At 73.1% G+C, this 19990-nt stretch carries 19 protein-coding genes and 1 tRNA gene; 6 read left to right on the plus strand and 14 right to left on the minus strand.

Features of this window, described 5'->3' with window-relative positions:
* Window positions 1–5 precede the first annotated feature (5 nt).
* From ettA to HFV08_RS15390, 5 genes are all read right to left on the minus strand, one after another.
* A complete protein-coding gene (gene ettA, locus HFV08_RS15370) occupies window positions 6–1670 on the minus strand; it encodes an energy-dependent translational throttle protein EttA (protein WP_168539801.1) in 1665 nt (554 codons plus the stop codon).
* A gap of 197 nt (window positions 1671–1867) precedes the next feature.
* Entirely contained in the window at window positions 1868–3265 is a 1398-nt protein-coding gene (locus HFV08_RS15375; protein WP_168539803.1) for a TQXA domain-containing protein, read from the minus strand.
* Window positions 3266–3671: 406 nt separating this feature from the next.
* Complete coding sequence (locus HFV08_RS15380; protein ID WP_168539805.1) at window positions 3672–4283, minus strand: single-stranded DNA-binding protein; 612 nt, start codon at window positions 4281–4283, stop codon at window positions 3672–3674.
* Between the two features lie 133 nt (window positions 4284–4416).
* Window positions 4417–6231 carry a YfjP family GTPase gene (locus HFV08_RS15385; protein ID WP_246341767.1) on the minus strand — a complete coding sequence of 605 codons (1815 nt, stop codon included), beginning with the start codon at window positions 6229–6231 and terminating at the stop codon, window positions 4417–4419.
* A gap of 356 nt (window positions 6232–6587) precedes the next feature.
* Window positions 6588–8387 carry a GTPase domain-containing protein gene (locus HFV08_RS15390; RefSeq protein ID WP_246341768.1) on the minus strand — a complete coding sequence of 600 codons (1800 nt, stop codon included), beginning with the start codon at window positions 8385–8387 and terminating at the stop codon, window positions 6588–6590.
* Between the two features lie 256 nt (window positions 8388–8643).
* On the opposite strand from HFV08_RS15390, the gene HFV08_RS15395 reads away from it, so the two are divergent.
* Window positions 8644–8719 (plus strand) — tRNA-Arg (locus tag HFV08_RS15395).
* Between the two features lie 297 nt (window positions 8720–9016).
* Here HFV08_RS15395 and HFV08_RS15400 read toward each other — a convergent pair.
* The 3 genes from HFV08_RS15400 to HFV08_RS15410 all read right to left on the minus strand — a co-directional run bounded on the left by HFV08_RS15400 (window position 9017) and on the right by HFV08_RS15410 (window position 11264).
* Window positions 9017–9184 (minus strand): hypothetical protein, encoded by a 168-nt coding sequence (locus HFV08_RS15400; RefSeq protein ID WP_168539807.1) that lies wholly within the window; start codon window positions 9182–9184, stop codon window positions 9017–9019.
* Window positions 9181–9756, minus strand: a complete 576-nt coding sequence (locus tag HFV08_RS15405) for an SH3 domain-containing protein (RefSeq protein ID WP_168539809.1) — start codon at window positions 9754–9756, stop codon at window positions 9181–9183. The genes HFV08_RS15400 and HFV08_RS15405 overlap by 4 nt, the downstream gene beginning before the upstream one ends.
* 137 nt (window positions 9757–9893) lie before the next feature.
* Window positions 9894–11264, minus strand: a complete 1371-nt coding sequence (locus HFV08_RS15410) for a serine/threonine-protein kinase (RefSeq protein ID WP_168539811.1) — start codon at window positions 11262–11264, stop codon at window positions 9894–9896.
* Between the two features lie 47 nt (window positions 11265–11311).
* Here HFV08_RS15410 and HFV08_RS15415 point away from each other — a divergent pair, with 47 nt between their 5' ends.
* Window positions 11312–12022 (plus strand): hypothetical protein, encoded by a 711-nt coding sequence (locus HFV08_RS15415; protein ID WP_168539813.1) that lies wholly within the window; start codon window positions 11312–11314, stop codon window positions 12020–12022.
* Window positions 12019–12639: an RNA polymerase sigma factor gene (locus tag HFV08_RS15420; protein ID WP_168539815.1), complete on the plus strand. Its 621-nt coding sequence runs from the start codon at window positions 12019–12021 to the stop codon at window positions 12637–12639. Before HFV08_RS15415 ends, HFV08_RS15420 begins: the two co-directional genes overlap by 4 nt.
* 82 nt (window positions 12640–12721) lie before the next feature.
* Here the strand turns inward: HFV08_RS15420 and HFV08_RS15425 are convergent, their stop codons facing one another.
* Window positions 12722–13486: a DUF4118 domain-containing protein gene (locus tag HFV08_RS15425; protein ID WP_246341769.1), complete on the minus strand. Its 765-nt coding sequence runs from the start codon at window positions 13484–13486 to the stop codon at window positions 12722–12724.
* Between the two features lie 242 nt (window positions 13487–13728).
* On the minus strand, window positions 13729–14142 hold the full coding sequence (locus tag HFV08_RS15430; RefSeq protein WP_168539817.1) for a winged helix-turn-helix transcriptional regulator: 414 nt from the start codon (window positions 14140–14142) through the stop codon (window positions 13729–13731).
* 118 nt (window positions 14143–14260) lie between these two features.
* On the opposite strand from HFV08_RS15430, the gene HFV08_RS15435 reads away from it, so the two are divergent.
* Window positions 14261–15124, plus strand: coding sequence for an NAD(P)H-binding protein (locus HFV08_RS15435; protein ID WP_168539818.1), 864 nt, complete (start codon window positions 14261–14263; stop codon window positions 15122–15124).
* A 108-nt stretch (window positions 15125–15232) separates the two neighbouring features.
* Here HFV08_RS15435 and HFV08_RS15440 read toward each other — a convergent pair whose 3' ends face one another.
* The 4 genes from HFV08_RS15440 to HFV08_RS15455 form a co-directional block, all read right to left on the minus strand.
* Complete coding sequence (locus tag HFV08_RS15440) at window positions 15233–16627, minus strand: MFS transporter (RefSeq protein ID WP_168539819.1); 1395 nt, start codon at window positions 16625–16627, stop codon at window positions 15233–15235.
* Complete coding sequence (locus tag HFV08_RS15445; RefSeq protein ID WP_246341770.1) at window positions 16624–17265, minus strand: glycine-rich domain-containing protein; 642 nt, start codon at window positions 17263–17265, stop codon at window positions 16624–16626. The genes HFV08_RS15440 and HFV08_RS15445 overlap by 4 nt, the downstream gene beginning before the upstream one ends.
* Before the next feature lie 12 nt (window positions 17266–17277).
* The gene (locus tag HFV08_RS15450) at window positions 17278–18516 is read right to left on the minus strand and encodes a phenylacetate--CoA ligase family protein (protein WP_168539821.1); all 1239 of its coding nucleotides are present in this window, start codon (window positions 18514–18516) and stop codon (window positions 17278–17280) included.
* A gap of 129 nt (window positions 18517–18645) precedes the next feature.
* Complete coding sequence (locus HFV08_RS15455) at window positions 18646–18801, minus strand: hypothetical protein (RefSeq protein WP_168539823.1); 156 nt, start codon at window positions 18799–18801, stop codon at window positions 18646–18648.
* 405 nt (window positions 18802–19206) lie between these two features.
* Between HFV08_RS15455 and HFV08_RS31605 the strand changes: the two genes are divergently transcribed.
* Window positions 19207–19644 (plus strand): hypothetical protein, encoded by a 438-nt coding sequence (locus HFV08_RS31605; RefSeq protein ID WP_246341771.1) that lies wholly within the window; start codon window positions 19207–19209, stop codon window positions 19642–19644.
* Window positions 19641–19973 (plus strand): chymotrypsin family serine protease, encoded by a 333-nt coding sequence (locus HFV08_RS31610; RefSeq protein ID WP_246341772.1) that lies wholly within the window; start codon window positions 19641–19643, stop codon window positions 19971–19973. The genes HFV08_RS31605 and HFV08_RS31610 overlap by 4 nt, the downstream gene beginning before the upstream one ends.
* Window positions 19974–19990: the final 17 nt, after the last annotated feature.

Genomic DNA, 19990 nt, shown 5'->3' on the forward strand with positions numbered 1-19990 from the left:
ATCCCTCAGCCTCGCGTGAGCTTCTTGTAGGTGGCGCGGTGCGGACGCGCCGCGTCCGGGCCGAGCCGCTCGATCTTGTTCTTCTCGTAGGACTCGAAGTTGCCCTCGAACCAGAACCACTTCGAGTCGCCCTCGTAGGCGAGGATGTGCGTCGCCACCCGGTCCAGGAACCAGCGGTCGTGGGAGACGACCACGGCGCAGCCCGGGAACTCCAGAAGGGCGTTCTCCAGCGAGGACAGGGTCTCCACGTCGAGGTCGTTGGTCGGCTCGTCGAGGAGGAGCAGGTTGCCGCCCTGCTTGAGGGTGAGCGCGAGGTTGAGGCGGTTGCGCTCACCGCCGGAGAGGACGCCCGCGGGCTTCTGCTGGTCCGGGCCCTTGAAGCCGAAGGCCGAGACATAGGCGCGGGAGGGCATCTCGACCTGGCCGACGTTGATGTAGTCGAGCTCGTCGGAGACGACCGCCCACAGGGTCTTCTTCGGGTCGATGTTCTCGCGGCTCTGGTCGACGTAGCTGATCTTGACCGTGTCGCCGACCTTGATGGAACCGGCGTCCGGCTCCTCCAGGCCCTGGATCATCTTGAACAGGGTGGTCTTGCCGGCGCCGTTCGGGCCGATGACGCCGACGATGCCGTTGCGCGGCAGGGTGAAGCTCAGGTCGTCGACGAGGACCTTGTCGCCGAAGGCCTTGCTGAGGTGCTCGACCTCGACGACGACGCTGCCCAGGCGCGGGCCCGGCGGGATCTGGATCTCCTCGAAGTCCAGCTTCCGCATCTTGTCCGCCTCGGCGGCCATCTCCTCGTAACGGGCAAGGCGCGCCTTGGACTTGGCCTGGCGCCCCTTGGCGTTGGAGCGGACCCACTCCAGCTCTTCGCGCAGCCGCTTCTGCCGCTTGGCGTCCTTGGCGCCTTCGACCTTCAGCCGGGTCTGCTTGGTCTCCAGGTATGTGGAGTAGTTGCCCTCGTAGCCGATGGCGCGGCCGCGGTCGAGTTCGAGGATCCAGCCCGCGACGTTGTCCAGGAAGTACCGGTCGTGGGTGATGGCCACGACGGTGCCCGGGTACTTGGCGAGGTGCTGCTCCAGCCACTGCACCGACTCGGCGTCGAGGTGGTTGGTGGGCTCGTCGAGGAGGAGCAGGTCGGGGGCTTCGAGCAGCAGCTTGCACAGGGCGACGCGGCGCTTCTCACCACCGGAGAGGGTGGTGACCGCCCAGTCGCCGGGCGGGCAGCCGAGGGCGTCCATGGCCTGCTCCAGCTGGGCGTCGAGGTCCCAGGCGTTGGCGTGGTCCAGGTCCTCCTGGAGCTTGCCCATCTCCTCCATCAGCGCGTCGGTGTAGTCGGTCGCCATCTGCTCGGCGATCTCGTTGAACCGGTTGAGCTTGCCCTTGACCTCGGCGACGCCGTCCTCGACGTTCTGCAGCACGGTCTTGGTCTCGTCGAGCGGGGGCTCCTGGAGCAGGATGCCGACGCTGTAGCCGGGCGAGAGGAAGGCATCACCGTTCGACGGCTGCTCCAGGCCCGCCATGATCTTCAGCACCGTCGACTTACCGGCGCCGTTCGGACCCACGACACCGATCTTCGCGCCGGGCAGGAAGCTCAGCGTCACGTCGTCAAGGATCACCTTGTCGCCGTGCGCCTTGCGTGTCTTGCGCATCGTGTAGATGTACTCAGCCAAGAGAAACCGTCCGGCAGCTTGAATCCTGCAGTGTCATTAGCGACTCCGCCGCATGAGGGCAGACGTACACCATCTTGCCGTACGGGCCGTGCGCTGCGAAAACCGCCTGGTGAGGCCGCACCCGGCCGCAGCTGGGGGTTCGGCCCCGAGGGACCCCTGGGGCGGGTGGCACGGGAGGGCCCACCGCCCTGCCGGGTTCAGCTCCCGGAACCGTCCGCGTCCGGCGCCCCGGCCCCGGCGTCCGCCTTCCTCCTGCGCACCAGGAGCAGCGCGCCGCCGCCGAGGACGACCAGGGCGACCGCGATCCCGGCGACCACCGGCGTCGAGCCGGAGCTGCCCGAGTCCGCCAGGTCGGCGTCGACCTGGGTGCCGCCGACCGTGGCCGTACCGGGGCCGGAGGCCAGCTGGGCGGTCGTCCCGGCCGGGATGTCGCCCTGGGTCCGGCAGTCGAGCACCCCCTTGAACCTCTTGGCGAAGCCGTGCACCCCGGTGATGGTGAAGTCGTAGGCCTGGTCCTCCTGCAGCGGAACCGTCACGGTCTGTGAGCCGCCCGCCTCGATCACGTACGTGAAGCCCATCAGCCGGAAGCTGAAGTCCTCGTCGCCCTGGTTGGAGGCGGTGAGGGCGAGCCCGTCGTCCGCGCACCTCTCCTTCGCCGTGAGTCCGGGAACCGCCCCGGAACCGGCCCAGTTGGCGGTCGCCGCGGCCGAGACCGTCGACTCGCTGGACCCGGCGAGGACCTGGGTCGGCCCCCGGGTGTCCGAGGTGAAGGCCCGGCCGACGGGCACCTTGGTGGAGGCCTGCACGGTGAGCGCCGCGGTGCCGTCCATGGCGCCCGAGGGCACGTCGAGGTAGACCTCGCTGCCGTTGCCCGCCGAGGTGACCCGCTTGCCGTCCTTGTCCACGACCTTCACCCCGCTCGCCGTGGAGTCGGCGGGCGGCAGCACGCTGACGCTGTCCGCGGTGGTGCGTATCGTCACCGGGCCGAGCCGCTCCCCCGGGTGACCGGAGAGCGCCGCGGGCTCCAGGGCGAGCGAGGCCTTCGGCTCCGCGAGCCCGCGGGCGTGCCGCTGGAGGTAGTCCGCGAGGCGCTCGGCGTCCGGGTCGGCGGCCGTGACCTTCGCGCCGTCCGAGTAGCGCCAGATCGCGACCTGGGTGCCCGCGGCGGCGTCCTCCTCGGAGAGATGCTTGGCCCCGGCCTTCTCGGCGAGCGCACCGAGGTCGTTGACCTGGGGGTAGGAGTGCTGGAGTATCCAGCGGATCCTGCCCGCCTGCCGGTTGGCCCCCAGCGAGGTGCTGCCCCAGTCGGCCTCCTGGTACTTGGCGTCCTTCTGCGTGGGGCTGTGCAGATCGACGCCGTAGGTGAGCAGGGAGCCGCCGCCCTCGACGGACATCTCGAAGAGCCCGGCGGATATTCGCCGTTCCCCTCCGGCCTCGCGGACCACGGCCTCCCCGTGCGTACGCGAGGAGCCGAGCGCCGCCGAGGCACCGCCCTGGTGGTGCGGGATTTCCTGTGCCACCGCGTCCTGGGCGGTGACCGCGATTCCCCCGGCGGTCATCAGCCCCGCGGCGAGCACGGGCGCGGCCCGCCGCATACGCGGACGCCGACAGCGGAGGGTGCGTTCCGTGGTGCCGCTCGTGCCGGATCGCGCGCGTACCGCCGAGAACGCAGAAAACACAGAATTCCCCTCCAGGTGGGTGCGCTTGGCGCGGGCCGACCACTCCCACCAGCAGATTCAGATGCCCCGTGAACTATCCCGGCATCCTAGGAGCGGGGCCCGAGGCGTTCGCCGATCTTGTACGGAGACCGCACATCCGAATCGGAATTGTTATCGCGGGAGGGTGTAACGAGCCGGGCTTATCGACAAATCCATGCGGCTCTCCGAACTCCCTTCACCGATAAGCCGCAGTTCGGTCACCTCGGAATTCCCTGTTCCGGAAATCCCGGCCACAGCACGCGCGTTGCCGGACCGAGACCACCGACGGCCGCGGGTCTCGTCCTCAGCCCATCACCACCTCCTGCTGCTGTTCCTGGGACTGCTGGTGCTGTTGTTGCTGCTGCTGTTGCTGTGGTTGCTGCTGCGTGGGAGGGGCCACCGTGAAGTCCGGTTCCGGCAGGCCCGGTCCGGATCGGCCCGGCGGCGAACCCGGCTGCGGCCCCACCAGAGCCGGCGCCTGCCCGTTCGCCCCCTGCCACGTCGCCATCGCCTGCTGTGCCTGCTGCGGTTGCTGTGCCTGCTGGCCGCCCGCGTACTCGGGCCGCGCCCGCCGGAAGGCCGCGGTGCCGCGCGCGAGGTCGTGGCCGATGGCGGTGGCCTCGATGTCGACCGAGGACCAGTGCTGGCCTCCGCGGTCCTCGCTGCGCACCTTGAGCCTGCCCTGCACCACCACCGGCTCGCCCAGGCCGAGCGAGGCCGCCGCGTTGACGCCGAGCGCGCGCCGGGCCCAGACCGTGTAGAAGTTGGTGTGCCCGTCGACCCAGGCGTCCTTGGCGGGGTCGTGGTACCGGGAGGTCGCCGCGATCCGGAACCTGGTCACCGGCCCCGTGGCCGTCTCCCGGTAGACCGGAGCCGTGGCGACGTTGCCGACGACGCTCACCGTGGTCTCGTTCATGTCGTGCCCTCCCTCGTCCTGCGCCGCCGAAGCACGGGGCGCGCCGCGGACGGCAACGGGCCCCTTCCCGTACGGCTCCGTCCGCGTGTGCACAGACTGCCGTGCCGAGAAGGGGCCCGCTCGGGCCTGTGGATCACCGGCGGCTTGTGGACAACTCCCTCACCCGTGAGGGTGAGTACGCCTCCCGCGAGGGCGCGTACACCTCGGTACGGACCGCCCCCGCCGCCTTCGCGTACTGCTCCCGCACCTCGCGGTACCGCAGCAGTTCCGAGGCCACCGGTTCGAGGACGCGGGCCCGGCCGCAGGCCCCGGCCGCCTCGCGCAGCCGGCGCTCGGCCTCCGCTCCATAACGCCGGGCCGGGCCGCGGGCCGCGATCCGGCAGGTCCACTCGACGAGTGGTCCGCCGAGGATGCCGAGGACCATCAGCAGGGCAGGGATGCCGAGGTTGGGCGGGCAGACCCGGGCGATCTGGGCGAGCAGCCAGAGCGCGCCGACCACCTGGAGCAGCGTCATGGCGCCCTGGGCGAGCACCGCCGCCGGCCACCAGCCGGGCTTCGGCGGCCGCCGCCCGGGCGCCAGCGAGTCGGCGCTCAACCGGTCGAGGGCTTCGGGGAGTTCCTCGGCCCCGCGGGCGGCGGCCTCCCGTACGGCCTGGGCCCAGGGCGCGGGCAGCCCCTGTGCGGCCCGGTCGGAGAGGGTGCGTACGGCCTGCTCGACCCGCTGCCGGGCGGCCGCCTCCTCCTGGGCCGGGTCCGGCCTGCTCTCCTCGGCCGCCTCCGGGCCGCGCATGTCCTTCGCCCAGCGCCAGAGCCGCAGCCAGGGGGTGCCGCAGGCCCGTCCCGCGTTCCTGCGCCAGGCCCGCTCGGCCGTCTCACCCGCGGCGAGCGCGCCCACCGAGTCCGCGAGCCGCGCGCCGAACTCCTCCCGTGCCTCCTCGCTCAGGCCCACCCCGGGCCCGGGCTCGTAGACCGGCCGGAGCCCGACCGCCGCCGCGTCCAGATCGGCCGCGATCCGCCGGGCCGCGGCCCCCCGCTCCTGTACGAACTGCCCCAGGCACTCCCGGAGTTCGCCCACCCCAGCCCCCGACAGCGCGGACACCGCGAGCACCGTCGCCCCCGGTTCGCCGTGCTCGCCGAGGGCCACCCCGTCCTCGTCGAGCAGCCGCCGCAGGTCGTCCAGGACCAGGTCGGCGCTGTCGCCGGGCAGCCGGTCGACCTGGTTGAGCACCAGGAAGGTGACCTCCGCGTGCCCCGCCATCGGCCGCAGATAGCGCTCGTGGAGCATGGCGTCCGCGTACTTCTCGGGGTCGAGGACCCAGATCACGGCGTCCACCAACTCCAGGATCCTGTCCACCTGTTCGCGGTGCTCGGGCGCCGCGGAGTCGTGGTCGGGGAGGTCCACCAGGACCATTCCCTCCAGCGCGGCGGCGTCGGGGCTCTGCACCGGCCTGCGGCGCAGCCGGGCCGGAATGCCGAGGCGGTCCAGGAGCCGTCCGCTGCCCTCTCCCCAACTGCAGGCCAGCGGCAGGGCGGTGGTCGGTCTGCGCACCCCCGTCTCCGAAATGGTCACCCCGGCAAGGGCGTTGAAGAGGGCCGACTTGCCGCTGCCGGTGGCACCCGCCACCGCGATCACGGTGTGCTCCCCGGACAGCCGCCGCCGCGCGTCCGATTCCTCCAGGACCCGCACCGCCTCGGCCAGGGTGTCCGCGTCGAGCCGGGTACGCGAGAGCCCCACGAGTTCCCGCATCGCCTCCAACCGCCCCTGCAACTCCCCCGTACAGGCGAGCACTTCACCCCGCCCGCCACGCTGCGACCCACCGGGGAAGGGGCCCGCTCCCGGCTGCTCCCCCTCCCCGTCCTCGGCGGCGCGCCGGGCGATGAGCCCGTCGTCCCAGGCGTCCAGCGGATCCGCCTCGAACTGCTGCGCCTCCGCGGGAGCGAGCCCCAATGCCGCGGCTCCGCCTGCGAGTTCAGCCTCCACGACGGCCTCGCCCGTGGCGTCGTCCGACGCCTGAGACTGCGGCTGCGGCTGCGGCTGCGGCTGCGCGGACCTCTCCGGCCGTACGGTCGCCTCGGCGTCCTCGGACCCCTCGGCCCTCGCAACTCGTTCCGCCTTCCCGAACCGCTCGGCCCCCTCAGCCCTCTCGGCCCTCTGAGGCGTGTCAGCCGTGTCGAACAGCTCGAACTGCCCCGATTTCTCAGCCGGGTTGACCTTCTCTGGCTCCTGCGGCCTCTCCGGTCCCGCCTGCGGCTCCTGCGGCTGGTCGCGCTCTTCTTCCTGCTCCTGATGATCCGTCAGGGTGGTCACGCGGATCGCCTCTCCTTCTGCAGTACGGACAGTGCGGCAATCAGTCCCGCCTGCGGCTCGGGGCGTACGTCGAGGGCGTCCAGGGGGGCGAGACGGCGTTCACGTTCGGCGTGCAGGACCTTGTCGACGTAGGTGGCGAGCAGGGTCGTGCCGCGGTCGCGCAGCCGCAACGCGCCCAGTGCGCCGATGCGTTCGGCGAGGGTCTCGCCCGCGGCACGGGCCCGCCGCCCGCCGAGCAGCCCGGTGGCGAGGAGCGCGGCCACGGTCTCCGCGTCGGGCGCGGTCCCCTTGTCCAGGAGCCGCACCTCCTCCTCGGCGTACTCCTCGATGACCCGGCGCCAGCGGCGCACGGCGAGCCCGATCCGGTGCTCGGCGCTCTCGGGGTCCGGGTCGCGGGTGCTCAACCCCGCGGCGCCCGCGGCCGGTTCGTCCTGCCAGGCCGCCGCGATCTGCTCGTCGGCGGCGGTCACCGCGCACACCAGGAGCGTGCCGAGGCTCTCCACCACCGCGTCGAGCAGTTCGCCCGCCCCGCAGTCCACCGGATAGCTCCGCCAGCGCTGCAGGGCTCCGCCCGCGAGCACCCCGCCCGCCTCCAAGCGCTCGCGCACCCGGCCGAGTTCGCGTACGTAGGCGTCCTCGACGGCGGCGGTCAGCCGCAGGGCGGCCGCGTACTGGGCGGCGACCGACCCCGCGAGCTCCGGCATCCGGGAGGCGAGCGAGGCGAGCACGCCCTGGGCGGTGCGGACGGCCGCCCGCTGCCGGGCCTCGGTGTCCTGGGCGCGGGCGGCGAGCCAGCCGCGCAGCGGGGCGACCGCCGTGGCGGGCAACAGCCCGCCGCCGCCCGCCGATTCGGGCAGTTCGGGGACGGTGAAACGGGGCACGCCCGCGAGTCCCGCCCGGTCGAGCAGGGCCCCGTACTGCCCGGAGACCTCGGTGAGCACCTGGTGCGGCACCCGGTCGAGGACGGTGACCAGGGTGGCGTCGTGCTCCTTGGCGCTGCGCAGCAGGTGCCAGGGGACGGCGTCGGCGTAGCGGGCGGCGGTGGTGACCATCACCCAGATGTCCGCCGCGCAGAGCAACTCGGCGGCGAGGACCCGGTTGTGGGCCACCAGGGAGTCGATGTCCGGCGCGTCGAGCAGGGCGAGTCCGCGCGGCAGGGTGGTGGCCGTCTCGATGCGCAGCACGTACTCGCCCTCGGCGGTGGGCACCTCGGCGCAAGGGTCGAGCCCCACAAGGCCGGTGAGCCCCTCGGCCGAGGCGTGCCCGGTGGCCGAGACCACCGGCGAGTTGCCGAACCGCCCCGGGCCGCGCTCCCCGAAGACACCGCCGCCGCGCTCCGGGGCGCCGCCCTGCTCGGCCCCGGCGGGCGCCTCCTGCTGGGGCACCCACACCCGGGTCAGCTCGGGCAGCACCCGCAGACTGCTGAACCAGTGGTGGTCGTCGGGGTGGCAGACGAGTACCGGGGTACGTGTCGTCGGCCGCAGCACGCCCGCCTCGCTGACCCGGCGCCCGACGAGCGAATTGACCAGGGTGGACTTGCCCGCCCCGGTCGAACCGCCCACGACGGCCAGCAACGGCGCCTCGGGGGCGCGGAGTCGGGGCACGAGGTAGTCGTCCAGCTGTGCGAGGAGTTCATCCCGGTTGGCGCGCGCTCTCGGCGCACCGGGGAGGGGCAGCGGAAAACGCACCGCTGCGACACGATCGCGCAGTTCGCAGAGCGCTTCGAGCAGCTGAGGCCGTACATCCAAGGTCACCACATGCGAAGAATGCCCAATTTTGCTGTCTTTCTGAAGCATATGGGCGCTCCTGCGCGCCGACGGTACGCCCGAGGCGCAAGGGTTGGCGGGGGCGGGGGCATAACGAGTGCACAACACCCGCCACGACTGGCGCGAAAAGCGATGCGCGATTCGCACCTGCCTGCGAGTATCAGGACCGCTTCACTGAACCTCCACAACGTGGCGCGGAGGCGAAGCAACCGGGAGCACGACCCTGGAGCCCTATCCTTGGTCCCCGGCAAGGCAGGACCCGACCGGCCCCGCCGACCGCACACCGGCCCCCGTAGCTCAGTGGATAGAGCAGGCGCCTTCTAAGCGCTTGGCCGCAGGTTCGAGTCCTGCCGGGGGCGCCACTGGCATCCTGTCAGATTCGACCGCTCTTGCCTGGTCGGGCGACATCTGGCCCGCACGGGCATCGGTCGTACGCCGCTTCGCCGGACGGTACGGGAGCCCGGCCGACACTCGCTGGAACCGACCTTCTACGGGCGTCTGCCCCCATGCCCCCCGGCTAACCCCTCCCCCATGCACCCGAAGAGTCCCCGCCGGGCAGCGTCGAAGGGTGGTGCGGAACCCCGCACTCCGGGGGTTCCGCACCGCCCTTGATCCCGTCCTTCCGCACCGCCCTCGGCCCCATCCGCGAAACCGCGCGGTCAACTGTCCCCCTGCGGTCCGGCCTCAAGAGACTCGGTCCGCCGCGCCGAGCGGGCGTGCTCCGCGAGCAGGAGGACGCCCAGCGCCCCGCCCGCCATGGTGAGCGAGCCGTCGGTGGCCGCCTCGACGGCGTTGGGCCGACCCCCGCGCCCCCGCCCCCGCCTCACCCCTGCTGGCAGAACTCCACCTCCCCGGAGGTCTTCAGCGCCGTGGCGGGGATCCACTGGGCCTCGGTGGTGACCAGCCAGCGGGAGGTCTTCGCGGCGGGGCCGGAGTCGGTGCAGCAGAGGATCTCGGTGGTGGTGCCCTTGGCGAGGGTGGTCTGCCTGCGGTCGGCGGTGCTCGGACCCTCGTAGGCGCCGGTGGACTTGGTGGTGGTGGCCGCGATGCTCAGGTCGGGGCCGCAGTGGCGGGGCTCGGCTTCGAGGTCCACGTAGCGGGCGGAGACCCACTTGGCGTCGCCCTCGGCCGAGATGAGGTACCAGTCGGGGTTGCCGGAGACGCGGGTGCCCTTGGTCGCGCAGTCCACCGCGACCTCGGCACCGTCCTGAAAGGTGTGGATCGAGGGCGCGTGGGTGCTCGGGGCCTGGTGGGCGACGAGGCCGCCGTCGGCCCTCACCGTTCCGTGCGGGAACGTCCTGGCCTCGGCCTGGCCGGTGAGGGTCAGCGAGAGCGCGGCGGTGCCCAGCAGGGCGGCGGTGAGCCCGGCGGCGCGCGTACGGCGGTGGTGGAACTGCATGGTGCTCCTCGGGTGCGGCGGTCCGGTCGACCGCGTTCACTCCGCAGAGAGTCCCGGGGTCCGGGGTTTGTTGCCGGGAGCCGCGAAAAACTTCGGATCCGCCGCCGGGTCACGAACCCGGCACCAAGGAGCCCGGTTCAGGAACCCAGCACCAGGGAGAGCGCCAGCCAGGTCGCCACCGCCAGGACCGCCGCGAGCCCGAGCGAGGCCAGGGCCAGGCCCCAGGCGGGCAGCCGGGCCTGGCGGGGGTGTACGGCGGGAGCCGGTTCACGTGCGGGTTCGGGGCGTACGGCCGAGGTCGGTTCGGGGCGTACGGCCGAGGTCGGTTCGGGGCGTACGGCCGAGGTCGGTTCGGGGCGTACGGCGAGGGCCGGTTCGCGTTCGAGTTGAGGTTCGAGCGCAGGCTCGGCTTCGGCCGGTGGCGTTGGTTGCGTCCGTGGCGTCGATGGGGTCGATGGCGTCGGCGCAGTCGGTGCCGCTTCCGTCGCCGAGGGAGTCTCGCGGACCTCCGTGGCGAACGGCGCCCAGCGACCTGCGACCGGAAGTCCGGCGGCGGGAACCCCGGCAACCGGAAGCCCGGCAGCGGGAAGGCCCCCCGCACCGGACCCCGTACCGTCCGCGCCCGACTCCGCACCCTCCTCACCCCCCTCGCCCCTCGCGCCGAAAGGCCTCCGCAGCCGCTGCGTGTCCTCCAACTCGGCCGCCAGGCCGCGCAGTTGAGCGGCGAGGGCGGCGGCAGTGGGCGGGCGGTGGTCCGGGGCGGCGGAGAGAGCGGAGTGGAGGAAGGCGTCCAGGGTGGGGGGCAGGCCGAGTTCCGGGGCGAGGGGAGCGGGGGTGCGGTCGGCGGGGCGGACGGCTACGTCGGCGATGCTGGTCTCGTCCTCGAAGGGGCGCCGCCCGGTGAGCAGGACGTGGACGACGGCGGCGATGCCGTAGACGTCGACGCGCTGGTCGAGCGGGAGGCGGCCGTGGGCCTGTTCGGGGGCCATGTAGCCGGGGGTGCCGACCGCCATGGTCAGGCCGGAGGCCTCGGCGAGGCGTTTGGCCATGCCGAGGTCGGCGAGGACGACGCGGGGGGCGCCGGCGAGGCCGGAGGCGAGGAGCAGGTTGGCCGGTTTGAGGTCGCGGTGGATCACGCCGTGCTGGTGGAGTACCTCGACCGCCTCGGCGATCTCGGCGCCGAGCCGCAGCGCCTCGGCGGGCGGCAGCGGGCGGGCGCAGAGGTCCTGCACGGTGCCGCGGTCGGCGTAGTCCATGACGAAGTAGGCGCGGCCGTCGGGGAGTCGGCCGATGTCGTAGACGCCGATGACCCGCGGGTCGGTGATCCGCCGCAGCAGCCGTGCCTCGTCCAGGAAGCGGCCGCAGACATCGGCGTGATCCAGCCAGTTCTCCGCGATGATCTTGATGGCGACGGGGACCGCCAGTTCGTCGTCGCTGGCCTGCCAGACAGTGCTGAAGGCGCCCGCGCCGATCCGCCGCCGCACCCGGTAACGCCCGATCGCCTCCATGGGGCACCATGATGGCAGCCCGGCAGGCAGCGACGGAAAGAGAGTCCATGAGGCGGAGTACCAGCGTCGGCACCCTGTCGGTGGCTGCCTTCGCCGGGATCGGTCTCGGAGTGGCCGGATTCCTCCTCGCGCCCTTCGATCCCGGGCGGGACGACAACGCCGCGCCCCCGAGCAACTCCCCCTCGCCCTCCGCGTCCCCCTCCCCCGGCACCACCGCGCCCGCCCCGCCCTTCACCCGGGAGGCGCTCCTGAAGCCGGAGGAACTGGTCCGCTTCGGCTGGGGCAAGGCGGAGCGCACCGCGGTCCACGACGGGGTGCCGCGGGACCTGGCACTGCTCTGCTTCCCCGGGAGCCTCGCCGCACGGGACGCCCGGGACGACCACGCGGGTACGTACCGGGGGCTGCAGACCGAGGCCGCAGAAGTGGTGGCCCGCTTCCCGGACCCCGGCGGAGCCGAGCGGGCCTTCGCACGGCTGTCCGGGCAGGTCGGGCAGTGCGCCGAGGCGGAGGGCGGACTGCCGGCCACCACGGGCACCCGGCACGAACCGCGCCTTGCCGGGGTGGACCGGGTCGTCTGGTGGAACACCGAGTCGAACCGGACGGGCTCCGGGGAGCGTCCTCGGGTACGAGGGGTGCTCGGTCTGGCCATGGTGGACGACCGGCTCCTCGCGCTCTCGCTCACCTCGACGAGCAGCGATCCGGCGAGCACAGTGGAGCTGGAGCCGCTGCTCAGCCAAGCAGCACGGAGACTCGTATGACCCAGCCGGATTCCCCGGCGACCCCCGGCCCCGACCCGCTCGACCCGCTCGACCCGCTCAAGCGTCTCGACACCCTCGACCCTCTCGACGGGCTGTACGCCGCCGCGCGGGCGGATGGCGGCGAGGCGCTCGACCGGCTGCTCGCCGAGATCCGTCCGCTGATGCTGCGGCGCTGCGCGCGGTTGCTGCCCTGTCTGGACGACGCGGAGGAGGCCTGCCAGGACGCGCTGCTCTCGGTGGCGCGGAATCTGGACTCCTTCACCGGCGCGGGTTCCTTCCGGGGCTGGGTGACCGTGATCGCCTCCAACGCGGCGCGGGCGACCTACCGGCGGCTCAAGCGGCGCGCGGAGACCGCCGCCCTCATCGCCCCGCCGGAGCCGGTGGACCCGCGGACCACCAGCGTGATCGCCGGTTCGCGGCTCGATCTGCTCGACGCCCTGGAGGAGTTGGAGGCCCGGCACCCCGAACTGGTCGAGTCCGTGGTGCTGCGCGACCTCGCCTCGCTCAGCTATGCCGAGGTCGCGCGCCGCACCGGGGTCCCGCTGGGCACCGCACAGGCGCGGATCCACCGGGCCCGCCGGTTTCTGCGCCCGCGCCTGTCGGTCGTCGAGGGCTGATCGGTTGTCGAGGAATGATCGTCGTCGGGGCCGGGTCGGTCGTCGGGGCCGGGTCGGTCGTCGAGGGCTGAGCCGAGAGCAGTCAAGCCCGGACGGCCGGCCGTCCTCCGGGCTCCAGGGCGGCGGCAGCCTGTGCCGCCAGGTCCGCGGCGACCAGGCGGGCCTCCAGGGGCGGGGGCGCGGACTCCGGCACCGGTGTCAGCAGGAAGTGGCCCGGGCGGGACCCGTGGGCCTCGGCCGCGAGCGCGATCTCGGTCTCCGGCGGCCAGCCCTGGCGGTCCAGGTCCCAGATCCAGTCGGCGACCTGCACGGTGCCGTCCGGTTCCAGGCGGGGCAGCCGTCCGCCGGGGGCTCCGGAAGCGGGGTCGCCCGGCACGAAGCGGCAGGACCGCAGTTCGAGGACCTCGGTCAGCTCCCGCTCCACCAGCCGTACGAGCCGCTCGGGCGGGGGACCGCCGCGGGCCAGCCGGATCACGGTGTGCAGGCGCTCCAGATGCGTGGCGTCGGCGAGTGCGGCCCGGCCCAGCAGCCGTGCGTGCGCGGCCAGTTGGGAGACGACCAGGCCCACCGCGAGCAGCAGTACGGCGGTCTCGATGTCCGCCCGGCCCTGGATGTGGAAGCTCTGGTACGGCTCGGTGTGGAAGAAGTCGAACCAGGCGGCGGCGGACAGCGCCGCCAGCGCGCCCGCGGAGCGGTTGCCGAGCGCGGAGACGGCCACCACCGCGACCACGAGCAGCAGCGCGAGATTGGTGTGCGTGAGGCTCGTCCGGGCGGGCACGAGCGCCAGCGCGAGCAGGAAGGGGGCGAGGAACCCGGCCGCGACGGCGAAGGGTTCCCGGAGCGACATCCGCATGAGGCACCTCGCAGGGCCGGAGCCGGAAGCTCGCCCCCGGGCAGGCCGCCCGCAGCCGTCCGGCTCCTGTCTCCAGCCTCCGCCCACCATGCCGCCGGACGGCCCCGGACACCGACTCCTTGACGCATCCCTGAGGCTGACGGATCTCTGGGCTGCCCGATCTGCTCTCTGAGCCGCCCGATCTGCGACGTCCGGTGCCGCGGATCGGGCGGCGCGAACCCCCGGGACCGCGCCGCTCAGCGGCCCCGGGCCTCGTCGTAGCGCGCCCGGGCCGCGAAGACCTCGGGGAGGCTGTCCTGGGTCCACCGGGCCAGGGTCCAGACGTGCTCGGCGGCGGTGTGTCCGAGCGGGGTCAGCGTGTAGTCGACGCGGGGCGGTACGACCGGCTTGGCGTCGCGGTGGACGAAGCCGTCGCGCTCCAGTGCCTGCAGGGTCTGGGCGAGCATCTTCTCGCTGACGCCCTCCACGGCGCGGCGCAGCTCGCTGAACCGGTAGGAGCGCTCCCGCAGGGCGACCAGGATCAGTACGCCCCAGCGGCTGGTCACATGCTCCAGGACCCCCCGCGAGGGGCAGTCCGCCGCCATCACATCGGCCTCGGCCAGCAGGGACCGCAGCTCCGCGCCGCTCTCCTTCTCCACACTCACCGTCATGCCAGTACCTTACGTCAAAGTGGGTACTTCCGAATAGTGAGTGTCCTGCTTACGGTCGTGGGGAGCCGTTCCGCAGGGGCGGAGCGGCGCCAGAAACCGGATGCGGGAGAGAGAACACATGAGCATCGTCGTCACCGGAGCGAGCGGCCGGCTGGGGCGCCTCGTCGTCGAAGGGCTGCTGGCGCGCGTACCGGCAGCGGAGATCGTCGCCGTCGTGCGCGACCGGGCGAAGGCGGCGGAGTTCGCCGCCCGGGGAGTCGAGGTACGCGTGGCCGACTACAGCGCGCCGGACTCGCTCTCCGGGGTCTTCGGACGCGGCGACCGGGTGCTGCTGATCTCCGGCAGCGAGGTCGGCCGGCGGATCGGGCAGCACCGGGCGGTGGTCGACGCGGCCGCGGCGGCGGGCGTCTCGCTCCTCGCGTACACCAGCCTGCTCGGCGCCCCGGCCACCCCCGAGGACTTCATCCTCGCCGAGGAGCACAAGGCCACCGAGGCGATGGTGCGCGACTCCGGCCTGCCGTACGTACTGCTGCGCAACGGCTGGTACCACGAGAACCACACCGCGCAGCTGGACCAGGTCCTGGCGAGCGGGGCGGTGGTCTCCAGCGCCGGGGACGGCCGGATCGCCTCCGCCTCGCGCGCCGACTACGCGGACGCGGCCGTCGCCGTGCTCACCGGTGAGGGGCATGCCGGGCGGGCCTACGAGCTGAGCGGGGACGAGGACTGGGACTTCGCCGAGTTCGCGGCCGAGGTCGCCCGGCAGTCCGGCCGCGAGGTCGCGCTGCGGCCCGTGACGCCCGAGGAGCACCGGGCCGCGCTGCTCGGCGCGGAGCTGCCGGAACCGGTCGCCGACCTCATGGTCAACATCGACTCCGCCGTCGCCCGCGGTGTCCTGGCCCGGCGCGAGAACGACCTCGCCCGGCTGATCGGCCGCCCGACCACCCCGCTCGCGGAGGCGATCGGCACCGCGCTCAAGGGCTGAACGGGCGGAGGCGCAGGGGGAGCCACCGGCGTCCGGCGGGTGCGAATAGGGCCGAACTCGCAGGCACCGAAAGGCGGTTACGGCGCGCCCCCGACTGAGCCCGCCCGTTCAGGCCTCGGACGGGCGGGCCGACACCCGGGCGATCGGCAGGCAGGCGAGGGCGAGCAGGGCGCCGCCGAGGGCGAGGGTGCCGAAACCGGTGGCAGAGACGAAGAGCCCGGAGAGCAGTCCGCCCGCGGCGCCGGAGACCGCGATCGCCGTGTCCATGGTCCCCTGCACCGCCGCCCGGCGGTCGAGCGGTGTCGCCTCGGTGACCAGGGCGGTGCCGCTGACCAGGCCGAGGTTCCAGCCGAGGCCGAGCAGGACGAGCGCGAGGGCGAGACCGGCGGTGCGGTGCGCGGGGGCGAAGGCGGCCAGGCTGCCCGCCGCCAGGAACACCGGGCCGCAGGCCGCGGCCACCCGCGCCGGTCCGAGCCGGTCGACGAGCCGCCCGGTGAGCGGGGACGGCAGGTACATGGCGCCCACATGCAGGGCGATGACCAGTCCGGTGGCCCCGCCGCCGTGGCCGTGGTGGCTCATATGGACCGGGGTCATCGTCATCACCGCGATCATGACCAGCTGGGTGAGGACCATGACACCGGCCCCGGCGGCCAGACGCCTGCCGTCCCGGGTCCCCCAACTGCCGCCCGGGGCAACCCGTCTGCCGCCCGGGGTGCCCAAGTCCGCCTGCTGCTCCGTACGTTGGTGGGCCTTCGGTGGCGGCCCCGGCTCTTCCACCTTCGGCTCCGCACCCGCACCCGCACCCGCACCCGCACCCGCACCCGCGACAAACTCCGCCTCCCGCGCCGCCAGTTGCCTCGCCCTCAGCAGCGGGTCCGGGCGCAGGGCGAGGGCCAGGGTGAGGGCGGCCGCGGTATAGGCGACGGTGGCCAGGAGGAAGGGGCCGGACAACCGGGCCAGGCCCCAGTGCGCCGCCGCGTCCCCGGTGGCCTCAAGGAGGTTGGGGCCGGTGACCGCGCCCAGGGTGGTGGCGAAGAGCACGGTGCTGACCGCCCGGCCGCGCCGTGCGGGCGAGGCGAGGTCGGCCCCCGCGTACCGGGCCTGGAGGGTGGTCGCGGTACCGGCGCCGTAGACCAGGAGGGCGCCGAAGAGCAGGGCGGCGCTGTGCACGGCGGTCGCGAGCACCACGGCGAGGCTGCCGAGGGCGGCCACCGCGTATCCGGCGGTGAGCCCCGGTCTGCGGCCCCGGCGCTGGCTGAGGCGCCCGATGCCCAGCGCGCCGAGGGCGGCGCCGCCGGTGAAGAGCGCGGCGGGCACCCCGGCGAGCCGGGCCGAGCCCAGCATCCCGTCGGCGAGCAGGGCGCCCACGGTGATCCCCGCGGCCACGCCCGCGCCGCTGAGCAGTTGGGCCACCGCGAGGACGAGCAGGATCCGGCGCTGCTCCGGCGGCTCGGCGGGGGCTGCCGCGGGCCCTGGCCGCCGACCGGTGCCGGTCTCCGTCATGCCGCGGTGCCCGCCCGGCCCCCGGTGCTCAACTCCCCTTGCCGCGCCTCCTGTTCGCCGGCCGCTTCGAGTGCGGCGATCTCCGCGAGGGAGAGTCCGAGGTTGCGGTGGAGGAAGCGGACGATGGTCCAGTGCGGCAGCGCGCCCTCGTCGTAGGGGCCGAACTCCGCGCGGTACAGGGGGATCCAGCGCAGCGCCTCCTCGGCCAGCTGCTCCCGGCCGGGCCGCTCCTGGTAGTCCTCGTAGCCGATGCTGCGGTGCTCGATGAAGAAGCCGCCGGGCAGGCGCTGTTCGCACAGGGCGCGGTACTCGCGGGTCTGCAGGATCAGGTAGTGCCAGATCTCGTCGATCTCCTGCTCCACCGGGAGGAAGAGCCCGGCGAGCCGCTCGCGGTACCGGGAGACCAGGAAGAGGTAGCGCAGGCACTCGGTGACCTGGCGTTCCACGTACGGGCGGGGGTGCTCGGTGGTGGCGGTGAAGTGGCGCACCACCTCCTCGTGCAGCTCCGGGCCGAGGAGCCCGCGCAGGGCCTCGGCGCTCGTCCCCGCCGCCCGGGGCCCGGTCGGCGGTCCTGCCGGACCCGCGGTGCCCGGTGTGGGGGATGTGCCCGGTGTGGGGGATGTGCTCGGTGCGCTCATGGTTCTCCGTCGTCAGCTGTGCGCGGCGAGCCAGGCGTACTTGCCGGACCTGCCGATCGGGATGTGGTCGCGGTGCGCCGCGCGACAGGGGCGTCCGGTCAGGCTTCCGGCCGCCTCGGCGAGTACGCGCTCCGCGGCGCCGTCCAGGGGCTCGCCGGTGAAGGTCGTATACGCCAGTTCCGCCCTCTCGCCCTCGTACAACCGGAGTTGGTGCTGGAAGACGCCGGGTGCCGCGGCGGCGACCGCCTCGTCCAGGTCGCCCTGGGAGAGGGGGCCGTGCGGGGTGGGCAGCAGTTCCTTCTCCCGGCCGGTGAAGCGGGAGATCCGGGCCGGGTCCGGGCCCCCGTCGAGGGTGCGGACGACGTCCCCGGAGCGGTAGCGGATCAACGGCATGTACGGGTTGCGCAGGCTGGTCACGATGAGCGAGTACAGGCCGCTGTCCGGCACGGTCTCCAGGAGTTCGACGCTCATCCGGTCCAGGTACGGGTGGTAGGCGCCCTCGGCGTCGCTGTAGTAGAGGTAGCCGAGTTCGGTGCTGCCGAAGAGGTCGACGATCGGGCAGTCGAAGCGGGCGCGCAGAAAGCGGCGGACGGTGGCGGGCGTGTACTCGTAGGCGTGGATGATGCTCGCGGGGCGCGGGAAGTCCGCCCACAGGCCCCAGTCGGCAGCCTTGCGGACCAGGTGCGCGAGGTGGCTGGTCGAGCAGTCCAGGTGGTAGCGGCCGCTCGGGTGGGACGCCTGGACGGAGCGGATCTCCTCGATCATGCGGCCGACCTCCGCGCGGTCCCAGAGCGCCGGATCGAGGCTGAGGTTGAGGTAGACGGTGCGGGCGTCCAGGCGCCGGTCGTCCAGGGCGGGGGTGGCCGCCGGTTCGCCGCCGCGCTTTCTCGCGTTCACCCGCGCCACGTGCTCGGTGGCCATCACGGTGGTCAGGGAAACCCGCGGGCAGCCCGCTTCCCAGGTTTCCGCGATGTCCGGGTGCTCGCTCCACAGGCGGTAGTAGGAGTGGAGCAGGAAGTAGGGCGGGCGAATTATCTGCATGCGGGCGTGATTCGTTCCCGTGGAGAGGACGAATTCGGCATCGCCGGAGTCCAGGGCGGCCGCGAGTGCCGGTGTCATCCAGTTCTCCGGGAAACCCTCGGCTATCACGGGTTTCTCCAGAACGGGAAAGTAGCCCTGGGCAAGGGAAGGTTGATAGAGGGGGATGCCCCGGATCTCTTCGATTTCCTCGGGCGTCGGCTGGCGGCTCATGCCTACCTCGGGTCCACGGCGGGGCGCCGCACGGGGCGCGCTCCGGATCGGTTCACATATGCGCAGGTGGGCACGGTCCGGTGGCCGCCGAAGACCCGCGGGCACCCGGGCGGCCACCGGTCCGGTGATTCAGGAGACGCAGCCGGACTTGGCCGGGGTCGCGCTGATGCAGCCCGACTTGGCGACGCTGATACAGCCGTCCTTGCCCGCGGCGCTCGCGGAATTGACCGCGACCCACTCGCGCCAGGTGCCGTCCTGCGCCATGCGCTTGATGAGCTTCTCCATGAGACCTCCCGAGAGACGGATGAACGGAAAAGAGAAACCTGCTCGGTTCCGCCAGGCAAACGTAAAGGGATCCCCAAGTGATCGTCAAGGGCGGCCTTTTGGGTGTGACGCAAAACAGCGGTTGGCGCGAAACACCGGGAGACGGTTCGGCAAGCGGCACGCAACACCCCGGTAATACGCGGATGTCCGGCAGGAAACCCCGCCCGGGTATCCGCGGGCGGACGGCGGGGATCCGCTTGCCGGGTGGCGCGGGACACGTGGGGAACAGCTGTGGCGGGCGCCGGGAGCATGGTAGGAACTAGAAAATAGTTCTAATCGAATCCGTGGTCGGCGCACCGCGTCCGGGCGGCAGGACACCGCCGACGCCCCGCGCCGCCGCCTACCGGAAGTGGTCGTATGCGACGCGTGTTACGTGCTCTTGGCCTCGCCGTGCTGCTGGCGGGCACCCCGCTGCTCACCGCCCCCGCCGCCTCCGCCGCGGACGGGGCGCCGAAGGCGGGACCGATTGAAGTCGGCGGCGGCACCGGGCTCATCTTCCGGATGGCGCCGAGCCCCGAGGCGCCCACCAGCCTCTACACCTGCACCATGACCGCGGTCGGCCGGGACGCCGCGGGCAACCTGGTCGGGCTGACCGACGCGCACTGCTTCATCGACGCCGAGGGCGGGAAGCTGGTCGGCGAGAAGGTCTGGGTGGACCGCTCGCCCGCCGGGACGGCCGCCGCCCCGGCCCCGGTCGAGGACAGCCGCCCCGACCTGGACACCGGCGCCATCGGCACCGTGACCTATGTCAGCACCCCCGACAACCTGCTCAACTCGGCCCCAAGGGCCTGGACTACGCGGTGATCAAGCTGGACGAGTCCCGGGTGCGGCCGACCGCCACCGTGGGCGGGGTCACCGTCAGGAAGATCGGCGCACCGCCCGCCAACGGCACCCGGATGTGCAAGCAGGGCCACCGCACCGGCCTGACCTGCGGGGTGAAGCTCGGCACCAACGGGATCTGGTTCACCCACCTGGTGTGGACGAACAGCGGTGACTCCGGCGCCCCCGTGGTGGACGGCGAGACCCTGGCGGGCAACGCCTGGGGCGTGCAGCACAGTTCGCCGATCCTGAGCATCATCGCGGAGATGAACGCCGAGGGCGGGGTCGGCGCGGGCTTCCACCTCGCGAGCTGAACCCCCGCGCACCGCAA

Source organism: Streptomyces physcomitrii (assembly GCF_012273655.1).
GTDB lineage: Bacteria > Actinomycetota > Actinomycetes > Streptomycetales > Streptomycetaceae > Streptomyces > Streptomyces physcomitrii.